General features: G+C 62.5%; 16 protein-coding genes. 10 read left to right on the top strand and 6 right to left on the bottom strand.

Annotation, left to right across the window (positions count from 1 at the left end):
- The first annotated feature begins 226 nt into the window (after positions 1-226).
- The 4 genes from LJ737_RS21960 (at position 227) to LJ737_RS21945 (ending at position 5024) form a co-directional block, all read left to right on the top strand.
- Positions 227-769, top strand: coding sequence for an RNA methyltransferase (locus LJ737_RS21960; RefSeq protein ID WP_227768910.1), 543 nt, complete (start codon positions 227-229; stop codon positions 767-769).
- Positions 770-891: 122 nt separating this feature from the next.
- A complete protein-coding gene (locus tag LJ737_RS21955; protein WP_227768909.1) occupies positions 892-3552 on the top strand; it encodes a T9SS-dependent M36 family metallopeptidase in 2661 nt (886 codons plus the stop codon).
- 84 nt (positions 3553-3636) lie between these two features.
- Positions 3637-4062 carry a hypothetical protein gene (locus LJ737_RS21950; RefSeq protein WP_227768908.1) on the top strand — a complete coding sequence of 142 codons (426 nt, stop codon included), beginning with the start codon at positions 3637-3639 and terminating at the stop codon, positions 4060-4062.
- Positions 4059-5024, top strand: coding sequence for a J domain-containing protein (locus tag LJ737_RS21945; RefSeq protein WP_227768907.1), 966 nt, complete (start codon positions 4059-4061; stop codon positions 5022-5024). The genes LJ737_RS21950 and LJ737_RS21945 overlap by 4 nt, the downstream gene beginning before the upstream one ends.
- Before the next feature lie 76 nt (positions 5025-5100).
- On the opposite strand, the gene LJ737_RS21940 is transcribed toward LJ737_RS21945, so the two are convergent.
- Both LJ737_RS21940 and LJ737_RS21935 read right to left on the bottom strand, forming a co-directional pair.
- Positions 5101-5868: a TerC family protein gene (locus tag LJ737_RS21940; RefSeq protein WP_227768906.1), complete on the bottom strand. Its 768-nt coding sequence runs from the start codon at positions 5866-5868 to the stop codon at positions 5101-5103.
- Between the two features lie 109 nt (positions 5869-5977).
- A complete protein-coding gene (locus tag LJ737_RS21935; protein ID WP_227768905.1) occupies positions 5978-6475 on the bottom strand; it encodes a YajQ family cyclic di-GMP-binding protein in 498 nt (165 codons plus the stop codon).
- A 124-nt stretch (positions 6476-6599) separates the two neighbouring features.
- On the opposite strand from LJ737_RS21935, the gene LJ737_RS21930 reads away from it, so the two are divergent.
- The gene (locus LJ737_RS21930) at positions 6600-7043 is read left to right on the top strand and encodes a GNAT family N-acetyltransferase (protein WP_227768904.1); all 444 of its coding nucleotides are present in this window, start codon (positions 6600-6602) and stop codon (positions 7041-7043) included.
- A gap of 6 nt (positions 7044-7049) precedes the next feature.
- Here the strand turns inward: LJ737_RS21930 and LJ737_RS21925 are convergent, their stop codons facing one another.
- A complete protein-coding gene (locus tag LJ737_RS21925) occupies positions 7050-7373 on the bottom strand; it encodes an Mpo1-like protein (protein ID WP_227768903.1) in 324 nt (107 codons plus the stop codon).
- Positions 7374-7443: 70 nt separating this feature from the next.
- Between LJ737_RS21925 and LJ737_RS21920 the strand changes: the two genes are divergently transcribed.
- Complete coding sequence (locus LJ737_RS21920; protein WP_227768902.1) at positions 7444-7932, top strand: PaaI family thioesterase; 489 nt, start codon at positions 7444-7446, stop codon at positions 7930-7932.
- A gap of 104 nt (positions 7933-8036) precedes the next feature.
- Here LJ737_RS21920 and LJ737_RS21915 read toward each other — a convergent pair whose 3' ends face one another.
- Together LJ737_RS21915 and LJ737_RS21910 are read right to left on the bottom strand one after the other, a co-directional pair.
- Positions 8037-9017, bottom strand: a complete 981-nt coding sequence (locus LJ737_RS21915; RefSeq protein ID WP_227768901.1) for an NYN domain-containing protein — start codon at positions 9015-9017, stop codon at positions 8037-8039.
- Between the two features lie 405 nt (positions 9018-9422).
- The gene (locus tag LJ737_RS21910; protein WP_227768900.1) at positions 9423-10166 is read right to left on the bottom strand and encodes a metal-dependent hydrolase; all 744 of its coding nucleotides are present in this window, start codon (positions 10164-10166) and stop codon (positions 9423-9425) included.
- A gap of 345 nt (positions 10167-10511) precedes the next feature.
- Between LJ737_RS21910 and LJ737_RS21905 the strand changes: the two genes are divergently transcribed.
- On the top strand, positions 10512-12314 hold the full coding sequence (locus tag LJ737_RS21905) for a DUF885 domain-containing protein (protein ID WP_227768899.1): 1803 nt from the start codon (positions 10512-10514) through the stop codon (positions 12312-12314).
- A gap of 170 nt (positions 12315-12484) precedes the next feature.
- Positions 12485-15991, top strand: coding sequence for a transcription-repair coupling factor (mfd, locus tag LJ737_RS21900; RefSeq protein WP_227768898.1), 3507 nt, complete (start codon positions 12485-12487; stop codon positions 15989-15991).
- A gap of 72 nt (positions 15992-16063) precedes the next feature.
- Here mfd and LJ737_RS21895 read toward each other — a convergent pair whose 3' ends face one another.
- Entirely contained in the window at positions 16064-16789 is a 726-nt protein-coding gene (locus LJ737_RS21895; RefSeq protein WP_227768897.1) for an energy transducer TonB, read from the bottom strand.
- 321 nt (positions 16790-17110) lie between these two features.
- Between LJ737_RS21895 and LJ737_RS21890 the strand changes: the two genes are divergently transcribed.
- Positions 17111-17557 (top strand): hypothetical protein, encoded by a 447-nt coding sequence (locus tag LJ737_RS21890; RefSeq protein ID WP_227768896.1) that lies wholly within the window; start codon positions 17111-17113, stop codon positions 17555-17557.
- On the top strand, positions 17554-18065 hold a 512-nt coding region (locus tag LJ737_RS21885), incomplete at its 3' end, for a hypothetical protein (protein ID WP_227768895.1). The genes LJ737_RS21890 and LJ737_RS21885, both read left to right, overlap by 4 nt.

Genomic DNA, 18065 nt, shown 5'->3' with positions numbered 1-18065 from the left:
GTGGGTGCGCACGGCTTTCTTATCGGGCTTATCGGTAGCAGTCTTCACGGCGGAGGAGCGGCAATAGGTAATGAGCGGGCCGGCGCGCGGCCCGGCGGATCGGGCAAAAAAGAGCGGTGAGCCGTAGCTTGCGCTTTCGTCGGAACAACGGGTTCGGGCGGTATCGTTCTATTAGCTGCGCGGGCGGCTGCAAAACAGGATTTCGGCGAAGCCTACGCCCTTTCTCATGCGGAAACTAACCATCCACGAGCTGAACCGGCTCACGGTCGAGGACTTCAAAAATACGGAGAAATTCCCCTTGTGCGTGGTGCTCGACAACGTGCGCAGCCTGCACAACGTGGGCGCCGCCTTCCGCACCTGCGACGCCTTTGCGGTCAGCAAGCTCTGGCTCGGCGGCATCACCGGCCGGCCGCCGCACCGCGAAATCACCAAGACCGCGCTGGGCTCCGACGAGTCGGTGCCCTGGGAGCACGCGCCCGACGTGCCGGCCCTGGTGGCGCGGCTGCGGGCCGAGGGCTGGCAGGTGGTGGCCGTGGAACAGACGACCGGCTCGGTGCCGCTGCCCGCGTTTCAGCCCGCCCCCGACCGGCCGCTGGCCCTGGTGTTCGGCAACGAGGTGTTCGGCGTGGACGACGCAGTGCTCCCGCACTGCGACGCGGCGGTGGAAATTCCGCAGTTCGGCACCAAGCATTCGTTGAACGTGTCGGTGACGGTGGGCGTGCTCGTGTGGGACGTGCTCACGAAGTGGGGCGTGACCTCGGCGACATAATTGCCGGGCAGCGCGCGTCTTCATGCGGAAATCACCCGGCAAAATGGTATTTTTAACGGGCCTTTAATCTGCTTTTCCGCAGACGAGAGGCACGTTGATCTTTTGCCCCTTCATTTTCCTGCATGAAACACACGTTTACGCACCTTGGCCGGACGCTCACGCTGGCCACCTTGTTGGCATTGCCGAGCTTGGGCCTGGCTCAGCAAGTCACCTCCTCGTCGCTGACGCGCGGCCTGGAATACCTCAACGCCCGCCGCGTCAAGCTCGGCCTGAGCGAAGCCGACCTGCGCAACCCGGCCGTGGCCTCCGAGTACACCGACGCCGACAACGGCGTGACCCACCTCTACCTGCGCCAGCGCGTGCAGGGCGTGGAGGTATACGGCGCCGTGATTGAGGTGCACTTCGACCGCAACGGCAAGGTGGTGCAGTCGCACAACACCTTCGTGCCGAACGCGGCCGCCGTGGCCAACGCGGCCACGCCCGGCCTCTCGCCGGTGCAGGCCGTGGCCGCCGCCGCCCGCGCCCTGAACATGCCCGCTCCGCAGGGCCTGCGCGTGGAAAAGGACGGCAGCATCACGGAAGGCCTGACGTTTTCGGACGGCGGCATTTCGCTGGAAAAGATTCCGGTGCAGCTGATGTACTCCCTGCGCCCCGACGGCCGCCTGGCTCTGGTGTGGAACGTGACGCTCTACCCGCTCGACGCCCAGCACTACTGGGACGCGCGCATCGACGCGACGACCGGCCAGCTGCTCGACCGCACTGACTTCGTGGTGAGCGAGGAAGCCTCGTTTGCGGCCATGGTGCAGCGCCGGCAGCGGCAGGCCCTGCCCAGCAGCGCCCAGCGCCCGGCAACGGTGGCCGCCGCAACGCCCGCCACGGCTGGCCGCACCAACGTGCCCAACAGCTACAACGTGTGGCCGCTAACCGTGGAAAGCCCCATTCACGGCACCCGGCAGCTGGTGGTGGACCCGGCTAACGCCGCGGCCTCGCCCTTCGGCTGGCACGACACCAACGGCGTAGCCGGCGCGGAATACACCATTACCCGCGGCAACAACGCGCACGCCTACGAGGACCGCCGTTCGCGCAATTCCGGCTCGACCAGCAACACCTACACGCCCGGTTTCAACCCCGACGGTACCGCGCAGCTCACCTTCGACTTCCCGTACACGGCTACCAACTCGGCCAACTCCAACGAGGCCGTGGCCGTCACCAACCTCTTCTACTGGAACAACGTCATGCACGACGTGACGGCCCGCCACGGCTTCACCGAGGCGGCCCGCAACTTCCAGATGACCAACTACTCGGGCTCGGGCCTGGGCAACGACTTTGTGCAGGCCGAAGCCCAGGACGGCGGCGGGCTGAACAACGCCAACTTTGCCTCGCCGCGCGAAGGCAACCAGCCGCGCATGCAGATGTACCTGTGGGAGACGAACGAACAGTCACTCACGTTTGCGGTGCCGGGCGGCACCACCATCGGGCCGTTCACCTTCGCGCCGGCCGGGTTTGGCCGCCGCTTGGCCATGGTGTCGCCGCTGAGCGCACCGCTCGTGTACGCCGGCCCGGGCTGCACCACGCCGCTGCCCAACGCGGCGGCCGTGAGCGGCAAAATCGCGCTGATGAAGCGCGGCGGCTGCAACTTCACCGCCAAGGTGAAGGCCGCCGAAGCCGCCGGGGCCCGCATGGTCATCGTGATGGACAGCATCCAGAATACCACGCAGCTGGTGACGATGAGCGGCGCTGCCCCCGACTCGAACGGTATTCACATCCCGGCCATCTTCATCACGCGCGCCAACGGCGAGCAGCTGCTGGCTTACCTGAACTCCGGCGCAGTGTCGGCCACGGCCTCGATGATTGACCGCGACGGCGACCTGGACAACGGCATCATCGCCCACGAATACGGCCACGGCATTACCAACCGCCTGACCGGCACCGGCTCGGGCTGCTTGAGCAACGCCGAGCAGATGGGCGAAGGCTGGAGCGACTTTTTCGCCCTGTGGATGACTACCAAACCCACCGACGTGGGCACCACGGCCCGCGGCATTGGGACCTACGCCGGCTCGGAGCCGGCCACCGGCGCCGGCATCCGCACCAAGCCCTACTCCACCGACATGACGGTGAACAACCTGACCTACGCCAACCTGGGCGTGTCGCCCTACACCGAGTCGCACAACAACGGGGAAATCTGGTGCGCCACGCTCTGGGACCTGAACTGGGCCCTGATTCAGCGCTACGGCTACAACACGGACCTCTACGGCAGCACCGGCGGCAACAACATTGCCCTGAAGCTCGTCATAGACGGCTGCAAGTACCAGGGCTGCTCGCCCGGCTTCATTGCCGGCCGCAACGGCATTCTGAAGGCGGATTCCATCAACAACAACGCCGCCAACGCGGCCCTGATCTGGCAGGTGTTTGCCCGCCGCGGCATGGGCGCCAGCGCCAGCCAGGGCTCCTCGGCCGTCCTCACTGACCAGACGGTGGCCTACGACCTGCCCACCACCGTGCTGGCCAGCAAGCCCAAGCAGGCCACCGAAACCCTGGCCGTGTACCCCAACCCCGCCCAGGACCGCGTGACGGTGCGCCAGTACGCCGCCTCGCAGCGCCCGGTGCAGCTGGAGCTGGTGAACAACCTCGGTCAGGTGGTGCAGCGCCAGACGGTGCCCGCCACCCAGCTGCAGACCGAAGGCGTGGAGCTAAGCACGGCCGCGCTGCCGGCCGGCATCTACGTGGTACGCCTGACCGGTTCGGCCGGCACCACAAGCCAGAAATTGGTGGTGCGCCACTAATCGGCCCGCCGCAGTGTTAGGCAAACGCCCGGCCCCTGGTGGGTCGGGCGTTTGTTGTTTACATTCCCCCGATTTATGCCCGTTATGACCGATTCTGACCGCACCGACGCGGTGCTGCGCGGCCTGCGCCCGGCCGTGGACGCCCAGCCCGCCGCTACGCCCGAGCTTACCGCCGACGCGCTGCTGCACGGGGCGCTGCGCCCCATCTTGAAGCTGCTCAACCTGCGCCTGCTGCAGCTGACGGCCGATTTTGCCCGCGACTACCGCCTGCCGCTGCCTAGCGCCGCCCCCGCCGACCAAGCCCGCCTGCTCGACGAGCTGCTGCGCCGCAACCAGCGCCTGCAGCACACGGCCGTGGGCCTGGTGACGGCTCTGCTGACCGCCCCCGAATACGCCTACTACCGCCGGCACCGCCCCGAAATAAACCGCCGCCTGCTGGAGCTGCTGCGCCAGCGCGTGGCCACGCAGGTACCGGCCGTGGTGGCCCTAGCCACCGACGCCACCCCGTGACCACGCTGTACCAGGTGCTGGAGCTGCCCGAGCAGGCTTCGGCCGAAGACATTCGCCGGGCTTACCTGCGGCTGGTGCGCCTGACCCACCCCGACCGCACGCCCGACCCGGCGGCGCACCGCCGCTACCTGCTCGTCAACGAAGCCTACGACACGCTGCGCCAGCCCTCCCTGCGCGCCCGCTACGACGCCCAGCTGCAGGCCCGGCGCCAACCGGCGCGCCCGGTGTACGCGCAGCCATTCGGCGGCAATGCCTTCCAGGTGCTGCGCGTGCCCTACTCGGCTACGCCGGCCCAGATCGAGCGGGCTTACCGGCACTGGTACCGTGTGCTCCACATGGCCCCAGCCGCCGACCCGGCCATGCAGCGCCAGCGCGCCGACTTGGAGCACGCCTACGCCACGCTTACGTCGGCTGAGCTACGCCGTCAACACTTAATTCGGCTCCAGCAGCAACCGCCGAGCGGGCTCGACCGCGAAGCGGCTTTCTACGCCCGCTATGCGCCCCAGGCCCGGCTGATCTGCCGGCTGCTCTTAGCGTTTGCCGCGGCGCTGCTGCTGGATTTTGTGTGGCTGCGCGACTACCCGCACGAAGTGGTGCAGCGCATCGAGCTGCGGCAGGTGGAAGACCGCCGCGGCGTCATCGACTCGTACTACCACATTGTCACGCCCAGCGTGTCGTTTCGGGCCGACTACACCTACCCGCCGGGCACCGACCTGCACCTGCGCCGCAGCGCGCTGTTCGGGCGGGTGCGGGCCTACTACCTCAGCGGCACCGACCCCGAGCGCGCCCTGAGCTACGCCGACGACTGGTTTTCCCGCGCTCTGGCCCTGATTGCCGGGGTGGTGGGCGCTATTGCGGCCTGGGGCAACCGCCGCCATAGCTCGGCCAAAACCACCTGCGACGCGGCCGCCGTTGCCGCCATCATTGCCATCATGGCCGTGTACCTGCTGGTACGACTCTAGGCCCCGCACCAAAGCCAAACGCCCGCTGCAGCATGACTGCAGCGGGCGTTTGCATACCGCGGATAGGGCCGGCGTGCTAGTCGAAGCGCGAGTCGCGCAGCTGCACGGGCTCGGCTTGCTTGCGCAGGCGCATGTTCAGCAGCTCCACCACCAAGGAGAAGAACATGGCGAAGTAGATGTAGCCCTTTTCGATTTCCTTGTGGAAGCTCTCCATCACCAGCATCACCCCAATCATAATAAGGAAGGACAGGGCCAGCATCTTGATGGTGGGGTTGCGGTTGACGAAGCCAGCCACCACGCCCGAAAAGGCCAGCATCACGCACATGGAGAGGATAACGGCCAGGATCATGATCAGCACGTTGTCCACCAGCCCCACGGCCGTCAGGATGGAATCGAAGCTGAACACGATGTCGATGAGCACGATCTGAACGATGATGCGTCCCATGGAGCTATAGGTCTTGCCCGGGCCGTCGACTTCTTCCTCGCCCTGCAGCTTGGTGTGGATTTCGGTGGTGCTCTTGCCGATCAGAAACAGGCCGCCGATGAAGAGAATAATGTCGCGGCCGGTCACGCCGAAGTCGTGCTCGGCCCAGGGCACATCCACGTGAAACAGCGGGTTCTTCAGCCCCACAATCCACGAAATGCTCATCAGCAGCCCGATGCGAATCAGCAGGGCCAGCAGCAGGCCGATGGTGCGGCCCCGCTTCTGCTGGGCCGGGTCAAGCCGATTGACGACGATGGAGATGAAAATGATGTTGTCGATGCCCAGCACGATTTCCATGAACGTGAGGGTCAGCAAGCTCACCCACGCCTGGGCACTGGCAAAAACGGAGAAGTCAAACACTGGATTGGATGTGCGAAATGTGTCAGAATGTGCGGAATGCGGAACATGACTTGATGCGCTCAGGCCAGAGCCTTTCCGCATTATTCACGTTTCCCCACATTTTCCACATTTAGGATTTCATGTTCACGAACTGCAGGGGCTGGCCGATGGTGGCCGCGTTCTGGCGCAGCAGGGCAATGACGGCCTGCAGCTCGTCGATTTTCTTGGCCGTCACGCGCAGCTGCTCGCCCTGAATCTGGGCTTCCACCTTCAGCTTGGAGTCCTTGATGAGCTTCTGAATCTTGCGACTCAGGTCCTTGTCGATGCCGGCGCGCACCTTCAGCTTTTTCTTGATCAGCGCCCCGCTCGGCTCCTCCTCGGCCGTGAAGTCGAGGCTGGTCGGGTCGATGTTTTGCTTGACCATGCGCGTCATCAGGATATCCTCCAGGGACTTCACCTTCATCGAGTTTTCCGACGAAACGGTGATGATGTTGTTGGCCTTGTCCAGCTCGATGCCGCCCTTGGTGTCGCGGAAGTCGTAGCGCGTCAGCAGTTCCTTTTTGGCGTTGTTGACTGCGTTTTCGAGGGTTTGCGGATCTATTTTGCTGACGATGTCGAAGGAAGCCATGGTCGGATGGTGGGGAATGGGTACTGCGCGGCGCGGGGCCGTTCGGGAGGCCAAAGTTGGCTAATTTGGGCCGAAGCACAACCCTTACTCCGTTGCGCCCCGCCGCGCCTCCGGCCTTCTACGCATGACCGCCTCCCTCGATACACCCCGCACCCCCGCCGACTGGGCTGCCTACTATCAACTGCGCTACCAAGTGCTGCGCCAGCCCTGGCAGCAGCCCCCCGGCTCGGAGCGGGCCGCCGACGACGATGCGCCGACCACCACCCACGTGCTCTGGCGCGCCCCCGACGGCGCGGTGGCCGGCGTGGCCCGCCTGCACCCCAGTGGCCCCGGCCAGGGCCAGGTGCGCTACATGGCCGTCAGCCCCGCCTGGCAGGGCCACCACGTGGGCCGGCAGCTGCTCGATTACCTCGAAGCCGCCGCCCGCCAGCAGGGCCTGACGGAAATCGTGCTGCACGCCCGCCAGTCGGCCGTGGGCTTTTACGAGCGGCTGGGCTACGCTGTGGTAGAGCCTTCGCACACGCTCTTCGGCACGGTTCCGCACTTTCTGATGCGCAAGGCGCTGTAACCGCCGCTACTCCTGAAACCGCTCCCGTCCGCGCAGCAGGTCCCAGTACAGGCGGAAGTCGCCGCGCAACGAGAGCAACGGGTGCTTGAAGGTGGCCGGCCGGTTGTGCTCCACGAAGAAGTGCCCCAACCAGGCAAAGCCGTACGCCGCCACGATGCCCGCGGGCAGCAGCGCCGGCCGCCGCGTGGCCACGGCCCCGGCCACGCCGGCCAAAAACAGCGAGGTACCCACAAAATGCAGCACCCGGGTCCCCGGGCGGCGGTGCTCCCGCAGGTAGTACGGGTAGAAATCGGCAAACGTGGGGCGGGTGGGCAGGGGCTGCGGGTCCATCGGGCGAGGGGGTTAGGGTCTGAGGAAAGAACCCTAACTTTTCGGCCATTCCCAAGCCCATCGTTGCCTTATGGCCGCCCTGCCCGACGTTGCCACCCTGGTGGCCCTCTACGACCAAATCAATACCTACGGCCGCACCAACGGCATGCAGCTCAGCGTGCACGCCCCGGGCCGCGTGAGCTACGCCATGACGGTGCAGGAGCAGCACCTCTCCTCCCCCGGCACCGCCCACGGCGGCATTATCGCCGGGCTGATGGACGCCGTGCTCGGCGCCGCCGCCCTCACCCAGGCCTTTCTCGACCAGGAATTTGTGTCCACCGTCGAGTTCAAGCTCAACTTCCTGCACCCCGTGCACCTGCACGACGCCCTCGTGGCCCACGCCGAGGTGGAGCACCACGGCAAGAGCCTCGTGGTGGTGGGCGGCCGCATCGAGTGCCCGGCGCGCAATCTGGTAGTGGCCCGCGGCTTGGGCACCTTCAACCGCTACCCGGCCACCAAGCGCGAGTTTGTGCAGGCTGTAGCCGGGCAGCTCGGCCTGGAGAAGCCCGCCGAGGAATAGCCGAGCCCCAAACGCACCGCCGCCGGACGCGGCCGTTTCCTGCGGCGGAAATCGACCGGTCCGGCGGCGGAAGGCTCCGGGCCGAAGTGGGTAGGTAGTAGCGGTTAGAGGCTTTCCGACTCGGCCCCTTCGGGCTCGTGCTGGTACTCGCCTTCGGCGGGTGCCTCTACCTTGCGCACGTTGCGGGCGCAGTCTTCGTTGCGGTGGTTGCGGCCGACGGTGAATTCAACCCAATCCCCTTCGTGCAGCTCGTTGAAGTCCTGGCCTTCGGCCATGTCGGCGTACGAGAAGAAGAGGTTGTTGGGCGGCATCACCACGAAGCCGTAGCCGTTCTTCAGGTTCTTGATGGTGCTGATGCCAATCGAGCCTTCCGGACCGGCAGCCGAAGGCACGTAGGGCTTCGGCGTAGCTACGTTCGGGTAGGGCGAGGGCTCCGGCTGGCTCACGAACAGGTTGTCTACCAGGTCGCCGCCGCGGTTGTTGTCGATGACCTCGTTCATGGCCACGGCGTAGTTCACCGTCTCCAGCAGCAGCTGGGAGGGGCGCGTTACGCGGTTTTCGCCTTTGAAGTCGGTGTATTTGAAGTCCCAGCTCAGCAGCATCACGCGGGTGCCGATGGTGTTGAGCTTCTTGATCAGGGGCACGTAATCGGAGTCGCCGGCGATGAGCACCACTACGTCGAGGTGCTTGGTCATCGAGAGTTCCAGCGCTTCCAGGGCCAGCCACACGTCCACGCCTTTTTCCTGCAGGCGGCCGTCGCGCGTCTTCAGGGGCATGTAGTGGGTCTGGATCGACATATTCATGAGAATGTCGTCGAGCAGACGGTCGTGGAACAGGCGGTCCTTGTCGCGGGCTTCGGTGGCCGAGAGGCGGCCGCGGAAGAAGTGGGGTTCGGTTATCTGGCACAGACGCACGTCGGCGTCTTCGTCCTCGGCCACTTGGTGGCGAATGAACTCGTGCAGACCTTCCAGGCTGATGCGGGCCTTACGGTCGTGCTGGAAGTAGTAGTAATCACTGATCTTGAGGAAATAGTTGCCGTCATAGAAGACGCCTATCCGGATCAGCGGGCTATTGATGTGACTCATGATTGCGAGAGGTGTGCAAGAGGGTAAGAGAAGGGTGCGGAGGCTTCAGGCCCGGTAGCCGGAAGTGGCCAAAGGTACAAAGACATAAGGAAGTGGGCTGGAATAAGGGTGCAAGATGCCTCAAACTAATACCATAATTTACCCAATAATAGTGCTAAAAGCAATAGCTGACTAACGGTCCGTGCAGCTACTGACTCACTACGCCGGGCAGAGGTTGCAACCGCGGCCTGCTACCCGGTAGTAGCAAGAGCGGCCGACGATGCGCCCCTCCTCATGGCTTCGTCTGAGGTTGCAATGTTACAAATCCCAGCCGATACCCGCCCACTTTACACCGATATTTCTTAAGGTGTATATTGTTGTAGGTGGGTATGATGGAGTTATTCCCATTTTTGGAAAAAAACTAGTTTAGCTTAAATTGTACCGCTGCCACCACAGCAGCGCCACCAGCAGGGCGTAGCCGGCACATATCCCCACTTCCAGCAGGTTGCCGCTGGTCGTGCCGGTTGAAATCAGCGGCACTTTCAATGCTTTGTCCGATAGCGGCAAAAAATACCGCACTCCGGACTTGGTAAGCGTATCGGCCAGCAGGTGCGAGAGGTAGCCCGCGCCGGCGTAGGCGGCCACTCCGTGCCAGCCCAAGTCTTCGTTGGCCAGATGGCCGATGTAGGTCCAGAGCGCGGCGGCCCAAATGGTGTGGGTGTAGGAGCGGTGCGAGGTGTACGGGGCCACCGTCACGAAGGCGCCGAGCAGGCTCAGCCAGATCATTTGCTCGTAGAGGCCAATCAGCACCGAGGCCGCGCCGGTGAAGAGCAGCGCCAGCTTGCGCACCGATTGGTTTTGCATGGCCATGCCAATCAGAAACGTCGCCAGGGCGGCGGTGTAGGCCACGCGCTGGTTGGGGCCGGGCGGCAGGTTCAGGTAGGCGAAAATGGCGAGCATGGCCGCCATCATGGCAAAGGCCCAGCGCACGTAGCTCTGCAGAAAGCCCATGCGCTTGCTCAGGCGCGAGTTGGGGTGGTCGAGGTCGGGGGCGAGGGAGGAAAAGCCGGCCAGGGCAATGCCGGGCAGGGAAAAGCGCACATCGGAGGTGACGGCCGCAATACCGGCGCCGGTAATCAGGCCAATAGCTAAGTGAGAAGAACCGCGCACTAATTGAACTGGAAGTGAAGTATAGCCCGAAGGTACGGCCGCGTGAGGCTACCGCCGCAAGTATTTCCGACCAACTCCGGCGTTTCCCATACGGATGGGGCGGAATGGTCGCCCAACAACGTCTTGCGCGACGGTCTGCAACGCCCACCGGCCTAGTGCCGCTATGCGCTGGCTCTAGCCGGTATGGCATTCTGCCTGGATCGGCGGCATTTGGCTTTTCATCGGCGGCCCACCCAATCGGACACGTTGTCCCGGCATGGACCGCCTGGGGGTGTACTCAACATATTGGATAAAAATAAGTCTATTACCGACTGATTTAGTTACAAATAGCCTGATCTTATTGGTATGAAGTACCTGCTCATTGTCTTCGCTGCGTGCTGGAGCCTGGGGGCCGGCGCGCAACCGCCCCGGGCCAAGGCTTCGGGGGCCGCGGCGGCGCGCACGACGGAAACACTCGCAGCGCTGCTGGAGCAGTTCAACCACCGCCGGTTTCAGTTGTACCCCTTGACCGCTACCGCGTGGGGTGACCATCAATTCGACGACCAGCTGCCCAACGACCAGACCCAGGCCTTTCGCGACACGGTGCGCAGCTTCTACCGCCACTACCGCGCCCGGCTGCGCCGTTTCGACCGGGCCCGGCTCAGCGCCACCGACCAGGTGAGCTACGACATCCTGGACTACGAGCTGACGCAACGCCTGCAGGGGTTTGCATTCAACAACTGGATGATGCCCTTCAACCAATTTGTCTGGTCGCTGACCAACACCCTGCCCATTCACGGCTCGGGCAAGGGCGCGCAACCCTTTAAGACGGTGGCCGACTACGACCGGTGGCTGGCCCGGCTGCACCACTACCCGGTGCTGGTCGATTCGGCCATCGGCAATTTCCGGCGGGGCATGCGGGCGGGCGTGGTGCTGCCCAAAGCCGTGGTGGCCCGGATGGTGCCCCAGCTACGTGCCATGGTGGTGACCGATCCGACCAAGAGCCTGTTTTACGGCCCGATAGCCGCCTTTCCGGCCGATTTCTCAGCGGCCGACCAGGCCCGCCTGACGGCGCTTTACCAGGAAGCCATCCGGCGCGACGTGGTGGCGCCCTATCAGAAGCTGGCCGATTTTCTGGAAACCGAATACCTGCCCCGGGCCCGTAGCAGCGCGGGCTACGGCGCGCTGCCGCAGGGCGCGGCCCGCTACGCCTACGCCGTGCAAACCAATACCACGACCACCCTCACGCCGGAGCAGATTCACCGGCTCGGCCTGGCCGAAGTAGCGCGCATCCGGGCGGAAATGGAGCGCGTGAAAGCCCGCATCGGCTTCGCGGGCGACCTGAATGCCTACTTTGAATTCGTCAGGACCGACCCGCAGTTCCGGCCTTTCCAAACCCAGGAGCAGGTATTGGAGGCCTTCCGCGCGGTGCAGGCCCGGATTGCGCCGGCGCTGCCCCGCATGTTTGGCCGCGTGCCCAAAAGCCGGTTTGAAGTGCGGGCGACGGAAGCCTTCCGTGCCGCCTCGGCCGCGCCCCAATACAGCGTGGGCGACCTGGCCAGCGGGCGGCCAGGGGTGTTCTACGTCCCGATTCTGGACCCGCTTCAGTTCAACGTAGCCGCCAATCCGGCCATGGAAACCCTGTTTCTGCACGAAGCCATTCCGGGGCACCATTTCCAGCTGTCCTTGCAGCAGGAAAACCCCGACCTGTCGGCTTTCCGGCGCATGGGCGGCTATGCGGTGTTTGCCGAAGGCTGGGGGCTGTACGCCGAAAGCCTGGGCCCGGAGCTGGGCCTGTTCACCGACCTGCACCAGCTGATGGGCCACCTGGGCAACGAAATCCACCGGGCCCTGCGCTTGGTTATCGACACGGGCCTGCACACCGGCACGTTTACCCGCGAGCAGGCCATTGCCTACATGATGGCCAACGAACCCATCAGCGAGCAGGCGGCCACGGCGGAGGTGGAGCGCTACATGGCCGTGCCGGGGCAGGCGCTGAGCTACAAAATCGGGCAGCTCAAACTCAGCGAGCTGCGGGCCCGCTACGAAAAGCAGCTCGGCCCGAAGTTCAGCCTGCGCGCTTTTCACGATGAAATTCTGCTGGGCGGCAGCATGCCGCTGACCGTGCTGGAAAAGCGCCTGGACGCCTGGGCCGCCGGAGTTAAGTAAGTCTGCCGGCGTCGTTGCGCGGCTTTCGACGGTGGGGCCCCGGCAATGTTGCGGCCCACCGTCCTTCCGCGGAAACTTTCGCCCCACCGCCGTGGTATTGTAAGACGCGCCCGACCGGAATTGCATCCGGCCGGGCTTCTACCTTTGCTCCCCGCCGAAGCAGCTATACCGTGCAGACCTCCGAATTCCTCCGCCTCTACTCGCTCGACACCGACATCCAGACCCTGGCCCTGAACCTCAAGCCCGGGGTGGAAGGCGGTGCCGGCCAACGCTTCCACCTGCGCGGCCTCGTCGGCAGCCAGGATGCGGTGGTGGCCGCCACCCTGCACCTGGAGCGGCCCGATGAGCACCTCGTGTTCATCCTGCACGACCGGGAAGAAGCCGCCTACTTCGCCTCCGACCTGCAGCACCTGGTGGGTGAGCGGGAGGAAGTGCTGACCTTCCCCAGCTCCTACAAACGCTCCTACTCCTTTGACGAGACGGAAAACGCCAACGTGCTCATGCGCGCCGAGGTGCTAAACCGCCTCTCCGGCAAATCGGGCGAGAAGGGCAAGACGGCGGACGAAAAGGCCAAGGCCAAGGCCAAGCAGGACGGGGAGCCGCTGCCCAAGGGTGCCCTCATCGTGACCTACCCCGAGGCGCTGAGTGAGAAGGTAATTAACCGCCAGAGCCTCGTGCAGAACACCTTCTCCACCAAGGTCGGGGACCGGCTGGACGTGAACTTTCTGGGCGAGCTGCTGGCCGAGTACGACTTCGAGCGCACCGACTTCGTGTACGAGGCGGGGCAGTACGCCGTGCGCGGCGGCATCGTCGACGTGTTCAGCTACGCCAACGAGCTGCCCTACCGCATCGAGCTGTTCGGCGACGAAATCGACTCAATCCGCACGTTCAACCCCGAGTCGCAGCTGTCGGTGGAGCGCAAGGAGCAGATCAGCATCGTGCCGAACGTGCAGACGAAGCTGCTCACGGAGAAGCGCGAGGGGTTCCTGGAGTTTTTGCCGGCCAACACCGCCATCTGGACCAAGGACGTGCGCCAGCTGCTGGACGTGGTAGGCGAGCAATTCGACAAGGCCGAGCAGAACTTCAAAACCGTGCTGGAAGAAGGCCACGGCGTCAAAATCGTGTCGAAGCCCGAGGAGCTGTTCGAGACGACCAAGGCGCTCAAGAAGCACCTGGAGCGGTTTCCGGTGCTGGAATTCGGCAAGCGCTTCTACTACAAGGAAGCCGAGCAGGTGCAGTTTACCTCCAAGCCGCAGCCCTCGTTCAACAAGGACTTCTCGCGCCTCACGAAGAACCTGCTCGAAAACCAGCAGCGCGACTTCACCACCATCCTCACCGCCGAATCCATGCGGCAGCTCGATAGGCTGCGCACCATCTTCGACGAGCTGGGCCGCGAAATCCGTTTTCAGCACCTGGCTTTGGGCCTCCGCGAGGGCTACATCGACGAAGAGCGGAAGCTGCTGGTGTATACCGACCACCAGATTTTTGAGCGCTACTACCGCGCCCAGGAAAAGCGCAAGTTTTCCAAGAAAAAGGCGCTTACCCTCAAGGAGCTGCGCACCCTGCAGCCCGGCGACTACGTGGTGCACCAGGACCACGGCATTGCCCGCTTCGCCGGCCTGACGCAGGTGGAAATCAACGGGCACCAGCAGGAAGCCATCCGCCTGGTGTACCGCGACGACGACGTGCTGACCGTGAGCATCCACGCCCTGCACAAGATTGCCAAGTACTCGGGCGCCGAGGGCACGCCGCCGACCATGAGCAAGCTTGGTTCGCCGGAGTGGGAAAACAAGAAGAAGGCGGTCAAGAAGAAGGTCAAGGACATTGCCGCCGACCTCATCCGCCTCTACGCCAAGCGCAAAACCGCGCCCGGCCATGCCTTCGCCAAGGACTCCTTCATGCAGGCCGAGCTGGAATCCAGCTTTATCTACGAGGACACGCCCGACCAGGCCAAGGCCACCGAGGACGTGAAGCACGACATGGAGCAGCCCCACCCCATGGACCGCCTGGTGTGCGGCGACGTGGGCTTCGGCAAGACGGAAGTGGCCATTCGGGCCGCCTTCAAGGCCGTGGCCGACGGCAAGCAGGTGGCCGTGCTGGTGCCCACCACCATCCTGGCCATGCAGCACTTCAAGACCTTCCGCGACCGGCTGGGCGAGCTGCCCGTCACCGTCGACTACATCAACCGCTTCAAGACCACCAAGCAGGCCAAGGCGACCCTGGAAAAGGTAGCCCAGGGCAAGACCGACATCCTCATCGGCACGCACCGGCTCACCAACAAGGACATTCAGTTCAAGAACCTCGGCCTGCTCATCATCGACGAGGAGCAGAAGTTCGGCGTCAAGACCAAGGACAAGCTCAAGGAGCTGAAGGTGAACGTGGACACGCTCACGCTCACCGCCACGCCCATTCCGCGCACCCTGCACTTCTCGCTGATGGGCGCCCGCGACCTGTCGGTTATCAGCACGCCGCCGCCCAACCGCCAGCCGGTGCAAACGGAGCTGGCCGTGTTCGACGAGCACCTGGTGCGCGACGCCATTGCCCGCGAATTGAAGCGCGGCGGGCAGGTGTTCTACGTGCACAACCGCGTGAAGGACCTCGACGAGCAGGCCGCCCTGATTCAGCGCCTGGTGCCCGACGCCCGCATCACCAGCATCCACGGCCAAATGGAGGGCGACGTGCTCGAAAAGCGCATGATGCAGTTCGTGGAGCACGACTACGACGTGCTGGTGTCGACCAACCTCATCGAGTCGGGCCTGGACATTCCCAACGCCAACACCATCATCATCAACCGCGCCCACATGCACGGCCTCTCCGACCTGCACCAGATGCGCGGGCGCGTGGGCCGCTCCAACAAGAAAGCCTACTGCTACCTGCTCACCCCGCCCGTAGCCGGCCTCCCGAGCGACGCCCGCAAGCGCCTGAGCACCCTGGAAGAGTTTTCGGACCTCGGGGCGGGCTTCAACGTGGCCATGCGCGACCTGGACATCCGCGGCGCGGGCAACCTGCTCGGCGGCGAGCAGTCGGGCTTCATCAACGACCTGGGCTACGAAACCTACCACCAGATCCTCGACGAAGCCGTGCAGGAGCTCAAGGAAACCGAGTTCCGCGACCTGTTCCTGGGCGACACCACCGGCCGCCTCAAGGACGCCGCCGACTTTGCCCGCCCCCGCGAGTGCAACGTGGAAACCGACCTGCAAATCCTCATCCCCGATACCTACGTCACCTCCGTCTCGGAGCGCCTGCAGCTCTACAGCAAACTGGACCGCGCCCGGGAGCCCGAGGAGCTGCGCCGCCTGCTCGCCAGCATGACGGACCGCTTCGGCCCGCTGCCGCCCGAGGTGGAGCAGCTGGCCGACATCGTGCGCCTGCGCTGGCAGGCCTGCCGCGTGGGCTTCAGCAAAGTCTCGCTCAAGAAGGACACCCTCAAGGGCTACCTCGACGCGGGCGAAGGCCACGAGCCCTACTTCCAGGGCGAGCAGTTCGGCCAGATCCTGAACTTCGTGCAGACCCACCCCCGCCGCGCCAGCATGAAGGAGCGCAAGGAGCAGCTCATCATCACCATCGCCGAGGTGCAGGGCGTGCTCCGCGCCCGCGAGCTGATGAACGAGCTGGCCGTGGAATCCATGCCGCCGGTGGTAGCCGCGGCGACGGTGTCGGATGATGACGAAGACTAGCGGTTAGCACAAACGTCAGGCACCGCAACGACGAGGCCCGCTCCAATGGGACGGGCCTCGTCGTTGCTGCGCTTAGCGGATAGCAAATAGTACCGGTACTTCTACTTCCGCTGCTACCGAACGACCTCCAGCCTGAGCCGGAAACCAACTAGCCGGAACCAGTTGCATCACCCGCAACGCTTCTTCGTCGCAGCCCGCTCCAATGCCCTTGGCCACCCGGAAGTTCGATGCCTTACCGGCGGCATCAATCGTAAAGGCAATCCACACATAACCCTCGACTTGGCTCCGTAATGCCAGTGCCGGGTATCGGATATTCATCCCGACCGTTCGAAAAACCGCATCCCAACCGCCTAGATAGGTTGGTTTGGCATCAAGGGACACGTCGGCTTCCAACGCTTTGGCGGTGACTTTTTCCGCCCATTTGCCGGATTTTTCAAACAGCAATTGGCGCTTGGTATAATCGAAACGCTGGACCAGTTCACCCTCGTAGCCGTAGGCTTCCCATTCTCCGACTTTCTCGTTGTTGCGGTACTTGCCGCGGGCTTGCACCTTGCGGCCGCCCCACTGGTATTCGGTCCACACGCTGTCCCGCACGCCGTTGCGGTACTGCCCCCGCTCCACCAGGTGACCGGACCGCCCATCGTATCTGGCATAGGCTCCGTGCTTGACTTTCGGATCCGTGCTTAAGACGTGGTACTGCTCCTTGGAGCTGCCCTGCTGCTCGGTGACTTTCTTGGTCTTCTGCCCATAGCTAGCCACTGACACGCTTAGTAGTGCTAGAAAAATGAATTGCTTCATACGATGTCAGGGATATTCCCCGTAAAAATACGCCGTCACCATCGCCGAGGTGCAGGGCGTGCTGCCCGCCCGCGAGCTGATGAACGAGTTGGCCGTGGAATCCATGCCGCCGGTGGTAGCCGCGGCTACCGTGTCGGATGACGAGGACGAGGGGTAAGTGGCGCTAGCAGCTACTGAAACTGACGCCGCCCCGCTGGGGCCTCTAGGTAAAGGAGGCTCCGGCGGGGCGGCTTTTTCATTTGAAATGCTATAGATTGCAAACACTGCTTATTCAAACTCACTTTCATAAGCTAGCACGTCCACAAATCAAGTTTTTCTCAAATGCCTAATTTTCCAAAATTAGCGAGGGACAAAAATGGCAATTTTGGCCCAACGAGCAATAGACACTTTTACACAGCTGTACATAGACACAACAAAAGCAGGAAAACGAATAGAAAAAAGGAAGAGCGCGCACACGAAATAAAATCCATTTGGTCAATAAAAGAATATGAACAATACGGCGTATTTAAGTTAGCAGATGAAGGATGGTGGTTTTGCCAAGAAAACGAAGCACTTTTCTCAATAGTGGAAAATGGCACGTATATAGTTGGCAAAGATGACGAAGTATTGAGTTACTTTGATGGACCACAAAACTTATTCGACGTTTGGCATGGATTTCCAGTACTCTCCTCTAATAAAAGACCTAGCTCAGATCTACTAGATTTATGGGAACAAAACAATATAATTGATTACGCAACTAGAATTCGCATAGAAAAATCAGTCTTATGAAACCTTTGACGTTACAAATAGACAACAAATTTGTAGATGGATACATCTATCTAGGAAGACTATTTTTGATCAACAGAGAAGGAGATGTATGCTCGGTATTAATGGATGACCTTATTAAGCCCTTTTCTAATTCAGAATATTACAACCTCTTAAAATTAGCTTTTTTAAGAAACGACTGGCTTTTGAATGAACAAAGCAAAACCACAATAAACTTAAATGGAATAAAAAGCAAATTCGATGCTTTTTGGAAAAAAGCATCGAACAATGAGTTTACCATTAGAATAGACAACAATACTAAGAGACATTTCCAAATTCCAGATGCACCAGTTTTTGATATAAAAGCACATGGAATGCATTTGTATATGGGAAATAGAAACGGACTCTATGAATCCTTGATAATACCCGATAAAGATGAGTTCAAGTCAATACATAGACCAAGAAAGGTATTTGATGCGAGAACAAACTTCATTTCAGCAAAGGCAGGTGAAGTTATGATATCATCTAATGC

Source organism: Hymenobacter sp. 15J16-1T3B, assembly GCF_020711235.1.
GTDB lineage: Bacteria > Bacteroidota > Bacteroidia > Cytophagales > Hymenobacteraceae > Solirubrum.
This window is presented reverse-complemented; position numbering and strand designations above follow the sequence as displayed.